The following is an 18,338-nucleotide window of genomic DNA, read 5'->3' on the forward strand; positions in this document are numbered from 1 at the left end:
AAAATAATATTAATGTTCTTAAAGGATATAGAACTTAAATGCCTAAGCCTCCGAAAAGTCTCCTTTCACATAAAAAACCTGTACTTATAGATTTAGCCCTCCAAGGGGGTGGTGCGCATGGTGCTTATACTTGGGGGGTCCTAGATAGGTTACTTGAAGAGCCTAAGTTACGTATTGAAGGAATTTCTGGCACATCAGCTGGTTCAATGAATGCCGCTGTTTTAGCGAGTGCTTATTTAAGCCAGGGACCTGAAGGGGCAAGGGCTGCCTTGGAGGCTTTTTGGCAGCGTGTGTCTGAGGCTGGGAGATTTAGTCTTTTTCATCGTAGTTTTTGGGATATTTTAGCGGGTAATTGGACGTTGGATAACTCACCTTTATTTATGGGATTTGATTTGGCTTCACGAATTTTTTCTCCCTATGATCTTAATCCCGCAGCGTTTAATCCTCTAAAAGAAATCCTGAACCAAAGTATTAATTTTGATGAATTAGCTAAAACACCTATTAAACTTTTCATCACGGCGACTAATGTAAGAACGGGTCGAGGAAGAGTTTTTAGAAATCACGAAATTACCTCAGAGGTACTACTTGCTTCAGCGTGTTTGCCAACCCTGTTTCAAGCTATTGAAATCGACGGAGAAGCTTATTGGGATGGCGGGTATACGGGAAATCCTACCATTACGCCGCTTGTTAAGGAATGTCTATCCAGTGACACTATTTTAGTTCAGATAAATCCTGTTGAACGTGCTGGCACTCCACGAACAGCCCGGGAAATCCTTAATCGCTTGAATGAAGTTTCTTTTAATTCTTCCTTGATGAAAGAGTTACGTATGATTGCAATTTTAAAACAAGTCGGCGGTGTTGTTAAAGGTGAAGGAGAGCGCTGGGCAAAGATGCGAATTCATCGTATTACTAGTAACAAGATGGTGGAATTAGGGTACTCTTCAAAACTTAATGCAGAATGGTCTTTTTTCAGCATGTTACGCGATGAAGGTAGAGCAATGGCCGAATCTTTTCTAATAAAACATGGAAGTGATTTAAACAGGCGCTCTAGCTTTGATTTAGATACACTTTTGTAAACTATAATTTAAAAAAATCGATTAACGATGTGTTTAAGATAAAAATAAGATTGAAGTTTTGCGCCCAAGGGAAGCGAGATGAATAGTAAGAAATTTATAGTATTCTTTTTCACGTTGAGTTACTTATTTTTTTTACCCAAGATTCATGCAACGATCAACGTTGGCATTCCCTATTACAATCCTCCTTTTGTACTTAATCAGGATGAAGGATTTGACATTGCCATCATGCGTACGATTTGTACACGCCTTAAAGAGAACTGTGTTTTTTATCCTATGCTGTTTCATAAATTGTATGCTGCTTTGGATAAGGGAGAAATAGATATTGCTGTTGGTGGTATTACGATTTCTGAAGCAAGGAAAACACACTACCTTTTTAGCCTGCCTTATATGGCAAGTAATGGTAAATTTTTGACATTAAAAAATACGACAATACAAACTACTGATGATCTGGCAACCAAAAAAGTAGGCGCTCTACGGGGATCGGATTATGAAGAATTTTTAGCAAATACCTATGGACTAAAATTTCAAATAGTACCCTATTCAGCGGCGACAAGTATGATGGACGCATTGAATAGGGGAGATATAGACGCCGTATTTTTAGATGATGTCGCTGTCAATTTTTGGTGTATGCAAAGTGATGGCCTGTTTACCTCATTAGGAGACCGTGAAATTATTGGTAGTGGCTTTGCGATTATGACGACTCCTCAAAATAGCGCGATAATTCAATCGATTAACAAGATATTAATGCAAATGGAAAGTGATGGGACCTATAAGTCGATTTATAATAGTTATTTTTCGAATTATCAGTAATCTATAGACTAAAAACTACATCTGGATTTTTCGGTACATATTCTCGCTCTAGAGTATTGTCATTGGATAAATGCTCTCCAATTTCTAATATTGCATTTGAATCTAGATGCTCAATTGGAGCATTGTCTCCTCCTACACTTTGAAGATGACTTTCCCAGTAGGATTTAATGGTTGGATAGCGATTAAATGCTTCCTCAAAAAATTTTAGATAAGCCTCATCGTTTGAACCAAAGACCTGGGTTGTAAAATTATCCCCTTTGCTCCAGGAGTATCCTGCTTTACTGTCTCCTTCAACTGAACCAGCAAAGTAGATATCTGTTGCTATTTTTACCGCTTGAGAAGGGGGAATATCATCATAATGCAGATCTCTTAGAATTTCTTTTAAAAGAGTTTCCTTCGACTCGTCTTTAATTAAATTTCGAGCAGCTCCATACAAATACTCAATGAATCCTTTGGCATCCTCTGGATTAATTTTCATTTTTTCCTCTTCCACATTTGTTTGTGATTGAGGGCCAATTTCACGATTGTATTTTCTGCTTAAATGCACATTGTCATCCCAGGAGTCATAACAGCATTTTAATTTTGTAGTCATGCCGGGAAAAGGATAGTTATCAATGGTAAATATGCCCTGAGTATCAGTATAACCCATGGAATAAGCCCAAGGATCAACGATTATGCATTTTGATAAGTCGCTTAAATCCCCTGTATGATTGAGGAGAAGAAATGTATGCGAGCCACGGTTATCTTCATGGGTGACCATTTTTATACTCGCACCAGCGAGCAAACCCGATTCAATCTTGCTTAGCAAATGCTCTGCACCTAGTTGAGCAAGGGTGTGGCATTCACCCATTTTCATTGATTTGACCTTTTTTGCTGTACTAGTAATCAAACGTCGGTCATAGCTCTCTAAAGCACCTCCCATACCCATAATCTGCGGGCCATAATGTTCTTTTTTTGAGTCTTGTACGACTTTGTCTTTCACGTAGGGATTAATAAGGTCTTCAAAGCTTAGTGCATCACGACAACCATAGCTTTCAAGATGAAGTTCTTTCATTATTCCCGTAAGCTCTGACTCTACCTGACCATTCAAGTATTGACCAATACTTAGATACCTAAAGCTTGGCGCTTTAGTAACCAATTCGAGAATTTGTTGCTGGTAAAATGTTAATTTATTATCAGTGATATATTGTTGAGGAGAACGTAAATAATTAAAAAGTTCTTGATCATTAGGGAATATTTTTAAGAAAGGATTCATATTTTTGATGAAGGGATCGTCAAAGTAACCTACTTTAGTCGCAAAATCGAGAACATTGTTGACCATATTATCAAGAGATACCGTCTTATCATTCCAAATCTTTTTTAATTTATTTGATTGTCGTTCGCTTAATTTACTCGACAAATTATTAACTAATTTCATAAACAACGTCTTATCTAAAGTATTATCTTTGTATAACTCATAGTGGACTTGTTTTTTTCTTTCTTCACGCCAGCTTTGTTTGAAATTTGCAACTTCATTCTTAGTAGATTGAAGCCATGCATCTGGAGGAGGATTATTCTCCTTTGATTCCTTGAGAAGAATCTGTATTCCCTTATAACTCATAACTGTTCTCTACAGTGGAGCTTTAGTTTAAGTATAGTTGATAAAAATCGTGTAAAAATATAAATAAATATCAATAAGTTAAATATAATTGATTTAAGATATTGACTCTATTATCGCTAATTAAATTATTAAGAAAGTTATAACAGTAATTCCTGTCTTTGTTTAGCTGCTGGTAACCAATCTGTGCCATAGTCTTTTAATTCAGGATCTTGAATAATAATTTCTTGGAGTGCTTCTAATGCTTCATTATATTTATCAATATTATCATCACCCCAGGTTTCCTTGACTCCAACCTCATCACAGGCTGCTAAGCAACTCTCATAATCTCCAAGCTCTTCTTGTCTATCTTTAAATCCATCCCTTAGCACGGCAAGAAGAGGTTTTAAACTATCTTCACTTTCTTGTGAGAATTTATCCTCAAAAACCGCCCAAAGTGTTTTTGTAGGTTCTGGCAGCCATTCTGTCCCAATTTCCTGGATCAATTTATCATTTTGCTTAATAAACAGTTCGACCTCGGTTAGCATTTTGCGGTATTCTTCAACGTGTCGATAGGCCCAATTCTCAGGGATTTTCATTTCTTTACAAGCAGCGCAAACCTCCATATATTCTTTCTCATATTTTGGTTGCTGACCTTTCAAATATTCTCTTGCAACCACTAAAAAAGGTGTCATTTTTGTTTGAAATTCATTTTCTTGCAGTTGGGTAAAACTCTCCACTACATTTTCTTCTAAAGATTTCCAAATATTAACGGGCTTCTGAGCATGGTGAAAGAACCCAAGAGATACAGTAAGAGGAGGTGCTTTCTTCACCTCAACTTTAGGAGTACGTGCTGCAAGCGCTTTCTCAACATCCGAACTGTAAGCCCCAAAAATAGCATTTCGAATTTTTTCGTTATGCCGTATTAATGGTGATAAATAATCACACATCGTATACCCGGCAAAATGCTTATTTTGGGCATTAATACACTTAGTTTCTTGGGTGTCTGCGAAAGGAATGCCCAATTTATGGGCTCTCTCTACTAATTGCTGTAGGATTTTATACTGATTATGTTGTGCTGCAACTATGAATGCGTTATTACCTAGAGAGTCTTGTTGTGTTAGACAAGCTGGTTTATGTGCAACAATCGCTTCTACATCGTTTATTTTTCCGTAACGAATCGCTAAAAATAGATGCTTAGGATACTCTACCTGTTCTAACATCTTAGCCGGATCGAATGTGCCCTCAATAATAGCTTTATCAATTGGATGAGTGACTGGGGGATAACCATCATTAATTCTTGCAGTAAACGCCTTTCCTAAAGAACCTTTATCTATTATTGATTTATTAACCAAAGAAATCTCACTTCTTACCGTATCATTAGTACGTAGATTTTCCCCTAGAGCCTGCAATTGTTCGAGTGATGATGTTTTGTCATCAGAAGTTGAAAGGCTCATCAGCTTTAAAGCGTCTTGTGTGTCTTTAGATAATGCTTCAGCGCGTTCCTCGTATGCTGAGTAAAGAAGAACTTTATGGGGAAAGGTTTCATAGCAAATCAGTTTATCGCTAGAAATTGCTTCTCCAAGAGATTGATCCCCTGATGCAAGACAAAGGGGGCCAGAAATAGCCGTTAAAGCAATCACTTGTGGGTGTGGGATACCGTTGGTATACATCAAACGATAAACCTTACCTTCTTTTCCACTATCATACAGGGATTCTTCATCTCCACTGTCATAATTATGAAAAATGATCTTTGTAAAGCCTTGTTTTATTAATTCCTCTTTCAAATCTTCCAATTGTTTTTTTACCTGATCGACAATGACTGCCCCTGATAGAAATACATCCTGATTTTTATTCGAGGATTTGATGTAGCCACTATGTATTTTTAAAAAATCTGCACTACTTCGGTGACTATAGCCGTAGCTAAGTTCAGTTTTCTCTTCATATTTTCTTAGATTTTCATTGCCTTGGAGCAAAAGATTGCGCATACGTTCTGGCAAATAAGTCATCATGCTTTCTTTTTGTTGACTCAGTTCATCCTGGTCTCCTCTGCGTTTGAGCTCAGCAATCTCTGTTAATTCATCGGTAAGTAAAATACCTTCTTCATTCAACTCATTGATTAATCCGGTGCGGATTGTTTCTTTTGCTCCTGTGGTATTGTATTTTTTTACTCTGTCGGCCTCATCTTGTTCAATCTTAATTTTGTAATCCTCCTGGATTACTTGATGTGCCTCCCTTTGCCTACTTTTGGGGGGAGTTTTGTATGAGGTTCCTAATTTTACTGTTTCAAATGGCCCATAACTGTATTCTCTGGCACTGATTATGCGCGCTGTTTTATTTTTAGGTTGGATAGGAATTGTGGCGGGAGTAGGGGCTTCAATAATCATGTAAGGATCGAGTTCCCCTTTGCCCATCATTTCTGTAGCTTTCGATGTTGTTATGAAATTTATTCCAAACTCAAGATCGGAGCGACTTGTTTCCATTTTACCCAGGAAGCGATTATTTCCGTTACAGACAAGGTAAACATCACCAATCAGTTGACCTCTGCTGATAAGATCCTTTTTTATCTCTGCAGCTAATTTCGCCGCGAACAAAATATCGCCAAATCCTCCCTGAGCATCATCAAAGCTTACAATAATATCGTTCATTTTATTCGCTCTTTGCTCTTAACTTTGTCTTAATTATAGAAAATTAAGCTGAGCGCAATATTAGAACAAATCTATAAATGTGTAAAAAATGTGCAAAGATAATGTTTGGAAATACTAAAATAGTCGGATATGTATCGAATCTGTAGATAGTTTTGATTCCTTAAGAATTGCATCGTCAGCACTGGAATATTTGGTTAATTCGTTGTTTTCTTTAATAAAGCAGCTGACTATCGAACAGCAATTTGCGAAGGCCTCCTTATTGTGTTGCGGCCAATCTTCGGGAATGTTCAGTTCGTTGCAAAGACTAGTAATGGCAATTAAATCGCTTTCTTCTGAGTGATTTTTGCAATACTCGCGCATAACCACCAGGTAAGGGAACATTAATTCTGGTAATTCGCTTTCGTCGGCCTTTTTCCAACTGTGCAGCATGAGTTGTAGCTCCATAGCCTGCCAAAGTGAGGGCGGGGGTAGAGGAAGCCATTGCAATCCAAGCTTCTCGGAGAGAAGCGGCTGAGCTTCAATAAAAAACTCAACTTCTTTTCTCATCTTTAAATAATCCATTCTGTGGGAATAGATCCAGTTTTCATCGCATTCTAATTTTTCACAGTCGCTGTGAACCTCCTTGTAACTGGCAAGAAATTTAGGTTTATCTCGTAGATATTCTCTTGCGACAATTAAAAAGGGTTTAAGTTTTTGCAAACCGTCATTCTCATTTATGTTGCAAAAAGTTTTCTCTAAATGGTCTTTTAAAATCAACCACTTGTTTTGCTCCTTGAATATTCCCATGTCCATCAAAGTATCAGAGTGTTTATTATTGGTATCAGCAGAATGGTTTTTTGGACTTTGTTGTGCATCTGATGTGTAGGAGGAAAATAAATCTGCCATTCGATCAGGGTTTTCTGTGATGGTTTTGGGAAGATAATCGAAAATAGTGTAGCAAGCAAAGTGATTGTTGGGACTAGTGATCTGTGTAAAAGATATCCCATTTTTTTCTGCATGTTGGATTAGTAATTTCAATAAGTCATAGTGCTGATATTGAGCGGCAATTATGAAAGCATTATTACCCAGGAGATCTGTAGCGGTTAAACAATCAACCTGATTATTTAATAAATCACGAACGATTTCCTTTCGTCCATAACGAATAGCCAGGAACAAATGATAGGGATAATTTGCTTCAGCTAGCATCGATTTTTTAAAAGCATTGTTAATAATAGCCAGATCGATAGGATGAGTAATTTCCGGTAAATGTTCTTCTACAGCATGGAGATAGGTTGTAACAAGAGATTCTCTATTGCGAATGTCTTGATTGATTGCTGATAACTCTCTCTCAACAGTCCTGTTATGAAGTAGAGACGCAAGTCGTTCTAACACATCGGGGGACCAGACACTTTGAATACTGGAGCTTAGACGCATTAGTTTTAGTGCCTCTTGGGTTGCAGGACTATAAGTATCTCCTAAGTCCTGATAGGCAGAATAAAGCATATCTTTATGAGGAAAACAGTCATAGCAGATTTTTTTATTCGTTAAAATCGCTTCTACAAAAGACTGATCCCCTGTGGCAAGGCTTAAATCCCCAGATATTGCAAAAAGACTTTCCACTTCGGGATGAGTTAAACCTTGTTTCGAGTGGATTAAGCGATAGCTCCTACCTTGCTTACCACTTTCATAAAGAGTTTGTTCAGTTCCTGTGTCATAGTCATGATAAATGACCTTGGTAAACCCATCATTTTTTAAAGAATCAATCAATAATTCAAGACGCTTAGATAAATTGGTGTTAGTGGAAACAATAAAAACATCTTCATTTTTGGTTCTGTCTTTGACATAAGCTTGATGAATAGAAAGAAAGTCTTGGCTACCCGCGTAACCATAACCAAAGGTTAAATGATTATTTTGTTCATATTGGGTCCATTGGGCCTTTGCCTCAGCGCTGAAAATGCATTTTCTGGTTTTTTGAGGAAGCGTGCTAAAAAATGTTTGCTTTTGTTCATCAATTTCAGCTGCGTTGTGTTGTGTTTCGTTGGAATGCAGCAAGTTCCCAAAAGCAACTAATCGGGGTGAGGGGATAACTCCGTGTTCATCCAGAATATTGAGTAATCCTGTTCTTAAAACTACTTTATCCTTATTCTTGTATTGTTTTAGCATACCATTTTCAAACTTCTCTAACTCTTCCTGATAAGAGAGTTGTTTTTCTTCCGGTGCATGTTGATAGGAATTGCCAAGCTTTGCAGCAAGAAATGGACCGTAGGTATATTCTAAAGAAATAATGACATAAGCATTTGGACAAGTAATTTTCATGGGCATGGGAGCTGGGGCGTCAATAATCACAGCAGGCTTAATTTTCCCTGAGTAAATGAGCTTATCAATCTCCTCAAAAAGCACGAAATTTATACCAAATTCACAATCTGCTTTAGATGATTCAAGTTTAGCGAGTCCTCTTTTATCATTATGACAAACCAGATAAATGTTACCTGCTAGTTTTCCTTGATTAATGAGACTATTCTTTAATTGATGGGCCAATTTTGCAGCAAAAAGGATATCGCCATAGCCCATTTTTTTTTCATCAAAACAAACAATAATGTCATACATAACATGCTCGAACTATATTTAATTTGGTTGAACTATAGTCAATTGTTAAATAAATTGGTATATTTAGAACCAAAATTTCTATAGTAAGCACACCTCGCCGGTAGGCTTATTACTAAAAAACATTTTAAAAACATAGAACTATAGTTTCTAACTCAGATTCAATCGTTTGATGAGAAATCAGTAGAGAGCTAATACTACAGGAGTTAAATGGTGGACCCAAAACCTTTTCTAGCCTTGATTACCCAATTAGAGGCACAATTAGGATCAACTGTAGTCAGTTATAAAAATCGCTTGATTAATAAAGAAGTAAAGATATTTATTACTCAACTAGATTCAGTTCTAAGCGATAAGCTTTGTTCTGACGAAACCCGCCTAACCGAAATAAGTAATTTACTAAAAAAGCGGTGGGGGAAAATTGCTGGCTCTATGCTAGCTTATACCAGTCAGAGTCAGCATCCTTTAACTGTCATTTGTCATAAGTTGGCTACAATACTTCATGATAAGGATGATGATTTATCGATTTACCAGTATTTAATGCCAACGATTACCCATATTAAAGATGACATCCTTTATTTAAAAGACGATGTGGATATGCATCCACTCAATGCGGTCATGCTTTCGGAGGATAATTGTTCATTGATTCCAGTAAGCGTTTTATCATGCCTTAGCCATCACGGTAGCGTTGCTCCTAAAGATTTAATCAATCCTTACACTGGTAAAAAATTATCAGAAAATGAATTGAAACGATTACGAGAGTTCAGCCCACAAACCAAGGAATTGTTTGAAGTTTTTAACTTGATCCAGGAAACCAAGCTCGGAAATTCCAGCGTTGGTGGTAAGTTACAAAAATTAATTTTCAGCTTGCGAGAAGGCGGGGAGCATGGTGGTCATGGTGGAAAAGAAAATGAAGCGAGCATCGAAGCCTTAAATGGTATCATGAGTTTCATGGATTATTGGCAACTCATACCTGAAGATATTCGTATCAAACTGGGTGGATTGAAAAGTTCATCCGAACAACAAAACCTTGATCAATTAATCGCCATTCTAAATAAATCGGATAGTAAGTCATTTGATTGTGTCGAATCGATTTCTTTTGTGTTAGAAAAAACACTTAGAGAACATGGAAAGGCTTTATTTCAGGAAACGTCTGCAGATTGGCTTTATCTTTCTGAATTGTATAAAAAATTTGATATTTTGATAACCAATTTGAAAGACTCTCCTAGTGGTTCAGACCCATTAAAAACAATTAGCACTGAATTGCTACTTGAATTAGAGGGCTTAGAAGAAGTTCACTCACTCTGCGATTTAATTGACCTGTTAGAGATGTTAAAACCATCGCAGTTTAAAGAATTACAAACGGATTTAATAGCTTTAATAGAAAAATATGTTGTAAACGCTGATGATTTACAGCGTTTATTAGTTGCTTCAGATCCTGAGTGTTATCCTTTTATTTTTGCTAATTTGAAAGAGTGGCAAAGTTTATTTTTCAATAATCTTGAGTCTTTAGGTTTCTTGCTCGAACAGTTAACAACGCCACAGCGTGATGCAGTATTTAATTATTTAAACATGCAGATTTCTGTCAGTACAGAAGATGCTGCACTGCTGGCCAGACTTTTACGTTACCTCTCGGAAAGTAGTAGAGAGAGTTTGTTTAAAATACTAGGAAACAATGTTAAGCAGCTGTTCTCTTCTTCCAATGTGGCTTTTACTGTAGGGCTAATTTATCTTTCAAATGAAACGGCCAGGGAAATCTGTAAAACTGTACATGCCGCACTGCCCCATCTGATCAGTAATGGCGCACAATTCGATTCCCTTTGTAGCGTGCTTTCAGTCGAGAAAAGAATAATTTTTCTTGAATACTTTTTTGAATTCCTACCAGGTATTAGTAAAGATGGCAGGCAGCTGGGTAACGTATTGAAATATCTTGATATGACTCAATGTGAAAAACTTTGTACAAGTCAGATTAATGCAAAAACTCAAGTGATAAGTAGTGGTTATGAGTTTTGCAATATGTTATTTCCTTTGCAACCTGAAAAAAGACACCTCTGCTTTACTATTTTAAGGCCAATACTTCCTGAGCTATTGCAAAGCTTTGTCGACTTCACACTAACTCTTAAATATTTATCGTCAGAAGATAAAGAAGAGTTACGCGCAGATATGAAGGGTATTTGCAAGCTTCCAAAAGATACGGTGCTTAGTGATAGTGAACTGTTTAAGCAATATCAGAAAGCAACCACTTATAGTGTGGCGGAAAGTAATCATTCTTTTTTTAAATCCAAACGTGGGGACTCCTTCTTGTTAAACTTCTTGGAGCCTAAAGCAAATGCTAATGTAATCCAATAAGCAGAATAGTTCTTTGCTTAGCGTCTATGTAAACTTCGCTAGAGGATCTTGGGCTCAAATTCACTGACAAGTTGATCTACCTGAGTCTTTGTATTCTCCTCAAGCATTTGCAAGAGAGGTGTAGATTTGGCCTTATTGTTTGCGATATAAAAGCCCAATGAATTGAATAAACTAGGAGCAGATGTTTTAAAGCCGAGCCGAGCATAGATATGGCATCAGCTCTGTTTACAGCAGAATTTAAGGCCTGGTTTCCTAATTGCCCCGCCTTGGGAAAACGGACTTGAATGGCTTGACGTTGTTCCGGAGTCATCATTTCTATCTCTTCAAGTGTCAACAATACGGATTCAATCGATTGAGGCAGGGTCTTAAAACAAGCTCTAAATCCTTAGCCTTTATTCATAAAGCTTATTATCGGTTAAATCAAGATGGCCAAGGCCTGGATATTTAAGTGAACTCATAACGGCTAACAGTTGCGTTACTGCATGATCCAGGAGAAAAATCCCACCCAAATTAAGATGTGTAATGTTTGAATCATTCAGCGCTTCAACTATAGCCGCACATTCGGGTACTGTTTTAGTATCGAGTGGATTCGAGTCCAAATCAAAATGAGTTACGCTTGTGTGTTTCAGAACCTTGATGATACATCCTGTTATTAAAGAGCTACTGGCCCAAAAAACAAATCACGCTGATACACAGTGGAACCCAAATGGTATAGCGTCTGAAAATGGCCCAATACAGTATGAGGTTTTTTTAAAAGACAAGAAGTATGTTTTAAACTGTTTGAGAAAAGATATGTTTTTAGAAAGCTATGTTGAGCGTCTGGACCCGATCAGTAGTAAGGAAATATCTACAGTGCAATCTTCGCCATCACAGCAACAATTTCCTGTGCTTTCCGGACAATCTCAATTAAATCCCTATGCAGCATCAACAAACCCTCAAAGTTTTTTCCTTTACCAGGGTATGGAGCCATCAGACTCAAACTCCCATTCTGCTGATTTAGATGGCACTACTAATTCTTTTTGTACCTTCAGAAATCCCTGTTTCTTTTGGAAGCAGGGATGACCATTATCATAGAACTAGCTCAGCTTTTGTATTGGGTTGCAAGTTATTGCTTATAATCTCTGCGATTTCAGCATGTAAAGTACTAGTGCCATTAAGCTGGTTGCGCATATTTTTCTGCCTACGATAGGCATGAAGTAAAAATGACTTCAGTTGAGGAGCTGCTTGACTTAAATCGGTTAACATCTCCATTGCTTTAGGTGATTTGTTTAATTCGATTTGTTCTTCTGAGAGGGGCGGCATTTTATCGGATGCTAAGACAGTAATTAATGCTTCCTCCATGAGTACCGGATTCGCCTGATAAGTTTTTAGTAATCTTTGTTGATAGAGAGCATCGCGATTAGATGACAAAAAAGTAATTCAGAAGGTAGTAACGTGAAAGGGTAAAAAAAGTGTTATAAATTTCTACATCACTTTTTTTACTCCGACTCAAAATTCACGTAAGTTCTGACTTATATGGCGCGCCCGGAAGGATTCGAACCTCCGACCCCCTGGTTCGTAGCCAGATACTCTATCCAACTGAGCTACGGGCGCGTGTACGTGGCGGAGAGAGAGGGATTCGAACCCTCGATGGGATTTCTCCCATACTCCCTTAGCAGGGGAGCGCCTTCGACCACTCGGCCATCTCTCCGTTCAATGGAGGCGAAGTATAACAGGTATTTATGCGACGTCAACTCTATTTAAAAATGTTTTTTATATCAAGTCTCTAAAAGCTTACAAAACCACAGGATTACTGCTATCTTTTATAGGATGATTTTTCACGATTGTCAGCTGCATTGGCAACTATCAGGAGGAGTAATGAAGCTCAAATCGAATTTAAGCGGCAGAGATGTATATGTAGTTGATGGTAGTCGAACACCATTTCTTAAAGCCAAAAATATAGGTCCTTTTACTGGCTCAGATTTGGCGGTTGCGGCAGGTATGCCATTGTTAAATCGTCAGCCTTTTCTACCCTCTGATTTGGACGAGGTAATCATCGGTTCTGCCATGCCAGGTCCTGACGAAGCAAATATTGCCAGAGTAATAGCACTGCGTCTTGGTTGTGGAGAAAAAGTTCCAGGGTTTACTGTTATGCGAAACTGCGCTTCTGGTATGCAGGCTCTTGATAATGCAGCGATGCAAATTGCCAATGGCAGAAGTAATCTTGTTCTTGCTGGTGGTACCGAAGCAATGAGTCATGCGCCTTTATTATTTAACCAAAAAATGGCGTCATGGCTTGCGAGCTGGTTTGCTGCCAAAAGCATGGGACAGCGTGCAGTGTTAATGACTAAATTTAGACCCTCATTTCTTGCTCCTGTAATCGCATTATTACGTGGACTAACTGATCCCATTGTCGGTTTAAACATGGGACAAACCGCTGAAAAAGTCGCTTATCGCTTCAACATTACTCGCGAACAGATGGATGCTTTTGCTTGTGAAAGTCATCGACGTTTAGCGTTAGCATTTGCAGAAGGGCGCATGGAGGAAGTAACGCCGATTATTGATAGTAGAGGGCGAGTTTATCCTCAGGATGATGGCGTTCGTGCAGATTCTAGCGTTGAAAAACTTGCGAAACTAAAACCCTATTTTGATAAAAAATATGGAATGGTGACGCCAGGTAACAGCTCACAAGTAACCGATGGTGCTTGTTTGCTCCTCCTGGCAAGTGGTGATGCCGTTAAAAAATATAATTTGCCTGTTATAGGACGCATAGTTGACTCCCAATGGGCAGCACTTGATCCATCACAGATGGGATTAGGGCCTGTTCATGCAGCAACACCGATTATGGAGCGTCACAACTTAAAACCTGTTGATTTTGATTGCTGGGAAATTAATGAAGCATTTGCCGCCCAGGTTTTAGGTTGTTTGGCAGCATGGGATGATGAAGAATATTGCCGTACTCAGTTAGGTTTAAAACAAGCAATGGGGGCACCTTCATTAGGTCGATTAAATATGGATGGTGGTGCGATAGCAGCGGGTCATCCAATTGGTGCTAGCGGCGCTCGTATAGTATTGCATGTGCTGCAATCTCTAAAACACCACAATGGAGCACGCGGTATGGCCGCTATCTGCATCGGTGGAGGACAAGGGGGAGCAATGTATCTGGAACGTGTGACAGAGGTAAAAGGACATGAGTAACTATAAACATTGGGAATTACAAACGGATGCTGATCACATTGCTTGGTTGGCAATTAATCGTCAAGATACAGCCGTCAATGCGATTAATAACGAAGTGTTGGATGAATTAAATGGGCTTCTACAAGAAATTGGCCAGCGCGCAAAATTAAAAGGTTTGATCATTTATTCAGCAAAAGAGAAAGGTTTTATTGCCGGAGCTGATGTGAATGCGTTTTCTCAATTCACAACTCCCGCAGAAGCAGTTGATTTTCTTAGAAAAGGACAAACTGTTTTTTCTCGATTGGAAGCTTTATCAATACCCACTGTAGCCATGATTGATGGTTTTTGTATGGGCGGTGGCTTGGAGTTAGCACTAGCTTGCAATTATCGTATCGCCAGTGACGATAAAGATACTCGTATCGGCTTGCCAGAAGTCATGTTAGGCATTCATCCTGGCTGGGGTGGCACTGCCCGTTTACCACGACTAATTGGCGGATTTGATGCACTGTCTAAAGTCATTCTGACTGGCGCACCATTGAGTGCAGAAAAAGCTAAGCATTTAGGTATTGTGGATGATGTTGTTCCACTAAGACAATTAAAGCGCGCCGCGGTTTATTTTATAAAAAATAAGCCACCTAAGCATAAGCCAGGATTTCTCCAGGGATTAACGAATTCCGCTTGGGTTCGCAAGCTCTTGGCTCCACTTTTGCGCAGTCAAGTTGCCAAGCGCGTATCTAAAAAACATTACCCTGCACCTTTTGCGGTGATTGACCTTTGGGAAAAAGAAGGGGGCATGGGAGAGCGAGCTTATTTAAAGGAAGCTGATTCTGTTGAGCAATTAGTCAGTGGAAGTGATACAGCACGCAATCTCATTCGTGCATTTTTATTGCGTGAGCGGATGAAAGCTTTTGCAAAAGATAGCGATTTTAATGCAGAGCATGTTCATGTTATCGGGGCTGGTGTAATGGGTGGTGATATTGCTGCCTGGTGTGCTTTACGTGGACTACACGTAACCTTACAAGATAAATCACATTTGCAAATCGCTCCTGCCATTGGAAGAGCGCACGCTTTATTTAAAAAGAAATTACGTAAGCCACGTCTCATTCAGGCTGCTATGGACAGATTGATACCTGATCCACAAGGACATGGGATTGCGCGTGCCGATGTATTTATCGAAGCGGTATTTGAAAATCTCGAAGTTAAGCAAGCAATTATGAAGCAGGTTGAGGCGAAAGCTAAAAAGACTGCCATTATTGCTACAAATACTTCCAGCATTCCTTTGGATGAAATTAGTACTGCAATGACTAATCCGAAACGTCTGGTAGGAATTCACTTCTTTAATCCAGTCGCCAGAATGGAGCTTGTAGAAGTTGTAAGCAGCTCGAAAACTTCTAAAGATGTGGGTGAAGATGCATGCGCCTTTGTAAATCAAATTGGACGTTTGCCATTGCCGGTAAAATCAAGCCCAGGATTTTTAATCAACCGCGTATTGATGCCTTATCTCATGGAATGTGTGCAATTACTTGAAGAAGGTTATAGTGGGGAAGAAATTGATAAAGCCGCGAAAGACTTTGGTATGGTAATGGGGCCTGTTGAATTGGCTGATACTGTCGGAATGGATGTTTGTTTGGCTGTGGCTGAGAATTTAACCTCGCACTTCGGTGGAACCGTTCCTCAACGATTACGTGATATGGTTAAGAAAGGAAAGCTGGGACGTAAAACTGATGAAGGGTTCTATCGCTATAAAAATGGTAAACCTATTAAGCAAAAGGTAACTAGTACCAAACCCAGCAAAGACATTTCTAATCGCTTAATTTTGCGAATGGTTAATGAGGCTGCAACTTGTCTACGTGAAGGTGTTGTTGCCGATAGCGATTTGCTCGATGGCGGAATGATTTTTGCGACAGGCTTTGCTCCTTTCCGTGGTGGTCCAATGAATTATGCCAAGCACTTTGGTCATGACAAGCTCAATGAGCTTTTTGCAAAACTAGAAGCGCAATATGGTGATCGATTCAAAGCGGATGTAAGTTTATAATTTAGTAGTAATCTTTCTTGTGACGGCAAGGTATTTCCTTGCCGTTTTTCTTTTGGAAGAGTAATAAGCATGAAACGAATTAATATCTTGCAGAGACTTGTTCTAGGCTTAAGCCTAATTGCCTTAAAACCGTTATGGGCTCTTACTTTCGTGCTACCAACCCAAGGCGATGTCATTGGTGAGATTCAATATGTGAATCCAGAAATGGGAGAGTCATTAAGTGAAGTAGGGATGCGTTACGATATTGGTTATTACGAGATGATTAGGGCTAATCCACAAATCAGTCCGACGAGTCTATTAGATGAACGAACCACAGTGCTCATTCCTTCGCAGTTTATTCTACCTAATGTACCTCGTGAGGGAATTGTAATCAATCTGGCAGAATATCGCCTGTATTATTTTCCTCCAGATGAGAATATTGTTGTAACAATGCCTGTAGGTATTGGGCGTGAAGGGTGGACTACACCTTTAGGACTAACAAAAGTAGTGAGCAAGGAAAGAAATCCTGTGTGGCGACCAACAGCCAATGTCATTGCTGAAGCGGCAAAGCATGGTGCTCCTATTCCGAATGAATTCCCTCCTGGCGAGGATAACCCACTGGGCAGGCATGTTTTACGTCTGGGCTGGCCTACTTATCTTATTCATGGAACAAATCGACGTGATGGAGTGGGAGCCAGGGTAAGTGCTGGTTGCTTAAGAATGATGCCTGATGATATTGAATACCTCTATAGCATGGTGAAAACGGGGACGCCCGTACGAGTACTGAATAATCCTGTTAAATTTGGTTACTCTGATGGTGCGTTATATATGCAGGTGCATCCTCTTTTAGTGGAGCAAAAAAGACAAAGTCTAAATGCTCTGGCAGATGCCAAACTAAGAGAGATTAGCATGTCTGCCAAGATTAACCAGAAACTGCTTCAAAGCGAGTTAAATTTTCCAAGCGGGATTCCAAAAAAAATAAGCTAGTTATTTTTTTGCACAAAAAAAACATAAATAATGGGTAACTGCCAAAATTAAACCACTTGCAATCAGATCGATTGGGTAATGCCATCCTAATAATACGCAGGATGCAATAAGTAATAGGTTAATAGGTAGCAGTAGGAAAAAAATGAAACGCGACCAACGCATTAAATAAAGACAAAGCCAGGCCCAAATTGCATGGAACGAAGGAAAGGCAATCATTCCACCATCAATGGTTGATGGCGGGATGTGCTGATGAATCTCACTAAATTTAATACCTGTTGCGTATTGTTCGGGACTAAAAAGTTCACTCTTAAAGAAAGTTGCTGGTGCCACCGTGGGATAAAAATAATAAATGGTGAACCCTATCAATGAACTAATTAGTAATAAGCAATAATACTCACGTAAATAAGAGAATTTTCGCATGATAATGGCCACGAGAGGTAAAATACTCATTTGATAAGGCAAGCTGTCATAAATATAAACAAGCAATTGTGTGAATAACGCAGAGCGTTGAGTCCAGGCAACAATTTTGACTAAATTAATATTTGCAGCTGCTTCCAAGGCGAATAATTTGTCATCGATTGGAGTAAAGGGTGTGTATTGAATCGCGTTAGTGGCAAATGCAATAACTGACATCACCAGAAAATAATAAATCAATTCCCTAGTCATTTTAACAACCATATTTGAGCGGCCAAATTGTAGATAACTACCTAAAAAACCAAGAAAAAGAATTAAAGCAATTAATAAGATATTTGGAGGGAAATAGTTATTGCCAGGAAATTTGTAGAACAAATGGTTGATAACCAGGGCTATTGTTGCCAATAGACTAAGGGCAAAAGCAGCGATAATAGAGCAGTGATTGGAATTGCGCGACATTAGCAAGAATTATTCTGAACCATCATTGTTTTGTTTCTGTTTTATTGCCCGGTAAATTTCTTCGCGATGAACCTCGACTGAACGTGGCGCATTGACACCAAATTTAATATTACCATGCTCCAACGTTTTAAATGCAACAATTTGAACAGTAGTGCCTTTAATATTCACAGTGAGTGGTTCTTCAAAGGGAATAGTCACGATATTCATAAAAACCTCTTTACTTTTTAATACGTTATATCGCATGACCCAAGTAAATGCAATGTTTTAAT

The 18,338-nt window shown here is 38.7% G+C and carries 14 protein-coding genes and 2 tRNA genes; 7 read left to right on the forward strand and 9 right to left on the reverse strand.

The window, feature by feature from the left end:
* Positions 1-38 precede the first annotated feature (38 nt).
* Both LHA_RS07115 and LHA_RS07120 read left to right on the forward strand, forming a co-directional pair.
* Positions 39-1,076 carry a patatin-like phospholipase family protein gene (locus tag LHA_RS07115; RefSeq protein WP_045105923.1) on the forward strand — a complete coding sequence of 346 codons (1,038 nt, stop codon included), beginning with the start codon at positions 39-41 and terminating at the stop codon, positions 1,074-1,076.
* A gap of 78 nt (positions 1,077-1,154) precedes the next feature.
* Positions 1,155-1,886, forward strand: a complete 732-nt coding sequence (locus LHA_RS07120) for a transporter substrate-binding domain-containing protein (RefSeq protein WP_045105924.1) — start codon at positions 1,155-1,157, stop codon at positions 1,884-1,886.
* 1 nt (position 1,887) lies between these two features.
* Here the strand turns inward: LHA_RS07120 and LHA_RS07125 are convergent, their stop codons facing one another.
* The 3 genes from LHA_RS07125 to LHA_RS07135 all read right to left on the reverse strand — a co-directional run bounded on the left by LHA_RS07125 (position 1,888) and on the right by LHA_RS07135 (position 8,696).
* The gene (locus LHA_RS07125; protein WP_045105925.1) at positions 1,888-3,486 is read right to left on the reverse strand and encodes a hypothetical protein; all 1,599 of its coding nucleotides are present in this window, start codon (positions 3,484-3,486) and stop codon (positions 1,888-1,890) included.
* Positions 3,487-3,623: 137 nt separating this feature from the next.
* Entirely contained in the window at positions 3,624-6,110 is a 2,487-nt protein-coding gene (locus LHA_RS07130) for an ankyrin repeat domain-containing protein (protein WP_045105926.1), read from the reverse strand.
* 114 nt (positions 6,111-6,224) lie between these two features.
* On the reverse strand, positions 6,225-8,696 hold the full coding sequence (locus LHA_RS07135; protein ID WP_045105927.1) for an ankyrin repeat domain-containing protein: 2,472 nt from the start codon (positions 8,694-8,696) through the stop codon (positions 6,225-6,227).
* Between the two features lie 207 nt (positions 8,697-8,903).
* Between LHA_RS07135 and LHA_RS07140 the strand changes: the two genes are divergently transcribed.
* Positions 8,904-11,039 carry a hypothetical protein gene (locus LHA_RS07140; RefSeq protein WP_045105928.1) on the forward strand — a complete coding sequence of 712 codons (2,136 nt, stop codon included), beginning with the start codon at positions 8,904-8,906 and terminating at the stop codon, positions 11,037-11,039.
* A gap of 392 nt (positions 11,040-11,431) precedes the next feature.
* Here LHA_RS07140 and LHA_RS07150 read toward each other — a convergent pair whose 3' ends face one another.
* Positions 11,432-11,638 carry a hypothetical protein gene (locus LHA_RS07150; protein WP_045105930.1) on the reverse strand — a complete coding sequence of 69 codons (207 nt, stop codon included), beginning with the start codon at positions 11,636-11,638 and terminating at the stop codon, positions 11,432-11,434.
* Between the two features lie 37 nt (positions 11,639-11,675).
* Here LHA_RS07150 and LHA_RS07155 point away from each other — a divergent pair, with 37 nt between their 5' ends.
* Positions 11,676-12,101: a hypothetical protein gene (locus LHA_RS07155; RefSeq protein ID WP_045105931.1), complete on the forward strand. Its 426-nt coding sequence runs from the start codon at positions 11,676-11,678 to the stop codon at positions 12,099-12,101.
* Positions 12,102-12,107: 6 nt separating this feature from the next.
* Here LHA_RS07155 and LHA_RS07160 read toward each other — a convergent pair whose 3' ends face one another.
* The 3 genes from LHA_RS07160 to LHA_RS07170 all read right to left on the reverse strand — a co-directional run bounded on the left by LHA_RS07160 (position 12,108) and on the right by LHA_RS07170 (position 12,729).
* Positions 12,108-12,449 carry a hypothetical protein gene (locus LHA_RS07160; RefSeq protein WP_147292325.1) on the reverse strand — a complete coding sequence of 114 codons (342 nt, stop codon included), beginning with the start codon at positions 12,447-12,449 and terminating at the stop codon, positions 12,108-12,110.
* 106 nt (positions 12,450-12,555) lie between these two features.
* A tRNA-Arg gene (locus LHA_RS07165) sits at positions 12,556-12,632 on the reverse strand.
* A gap of 7 nt (positions 12,633-12,639) precedes the next feature.
* Positions 12,640-12,729 (reverse strand) — tRNA-Ser (locus tag LHA_RS07170).
* Between the two features lie 167 nt (positions 12,730-12,896).
* On the opposite strand from LHA_RS07170, the gene LHA_RS07175 reads away from it, so the two are divergent.
* The 3 genes from LHA_RS07175 (at position 12,897) to LHA_RS07185 (ending at position 17,196) form a co-directional block, all read left to right on the forward strand.
* Positions 12,897-14,216, forward strand: coding sequence for an acetyl-CoA C-acetyltransferase (locus LHA_RS07175; protein WP_045105933.1), 1,320 nt, complete (start codon positions 12,897-12,899; stop codon positions 14,214-14,216).
* Positions 14,209-16,230, forward strand: coding sequence for a 3-hydroxyacyl-CoA dehydrogenase NAD-binding domain-containing protein (locus LHA_RS07180; protein ID WP_045105934.1), 2,022 nt, complete (start codon positions 14,209-14,211; stop codon positions 16,228-16,230). The genes LHA_RS07175 and LHA_RS07180 overlap by 8 nt, the downstream gene beginning before the upstream one ends.
* A 69-nt stretch (positions 16,231-16,299) precedes the next feature.
* Positions 16,300-17,196: a L,D-transpeptidase family protein gene (locus LHA_RS07185; RefSeq protein WP_045105935.1), complete on the forward strand. Its 897-nt coding sequence runs from the start codon at positions 16,300-16,302 to the stop codon at positions 17,194-17,196.
* Here LHA_RS07185 and LHA_RS07190 read toward each other — a convergent pair whose 3' ends face one another.
* Positions 17,197-18,069, reverse strand: a complete 873-nt coding sequence (locus LHA_RS07190; protein ID WP_045105936.1) for a phosphatase PAP2 family protein — start codon at positions 18,067-18,069, stop codon at positions 17,197-17,199.
* A 9-nt stretch (positions 18,070-18,078) separates the two neighbouring features.
* Positions 18,079-18,276 carry a carbon storage regulator gene (locus LHA_RS07195; protein WP_045105937.1) on the reverse strand — a complete coding sequence of 66 codons (198 nt, stop codon included), beginning with the start codon at positions 18,274-18,276 and terminating at the stop codon, positions 18,079-18,081.
* Positions 18,277-18,338: the final 62 nt, after the last annotated feature.

This window comes from Legionella hackeliae, from assembly GCF_000953655.1.
GTDB lineage: Bacteria > Pseudomonadota > Gammaproteobacteria > Legionellales > Legionellaceae > Tatlockia > Tatlockia hackeliae.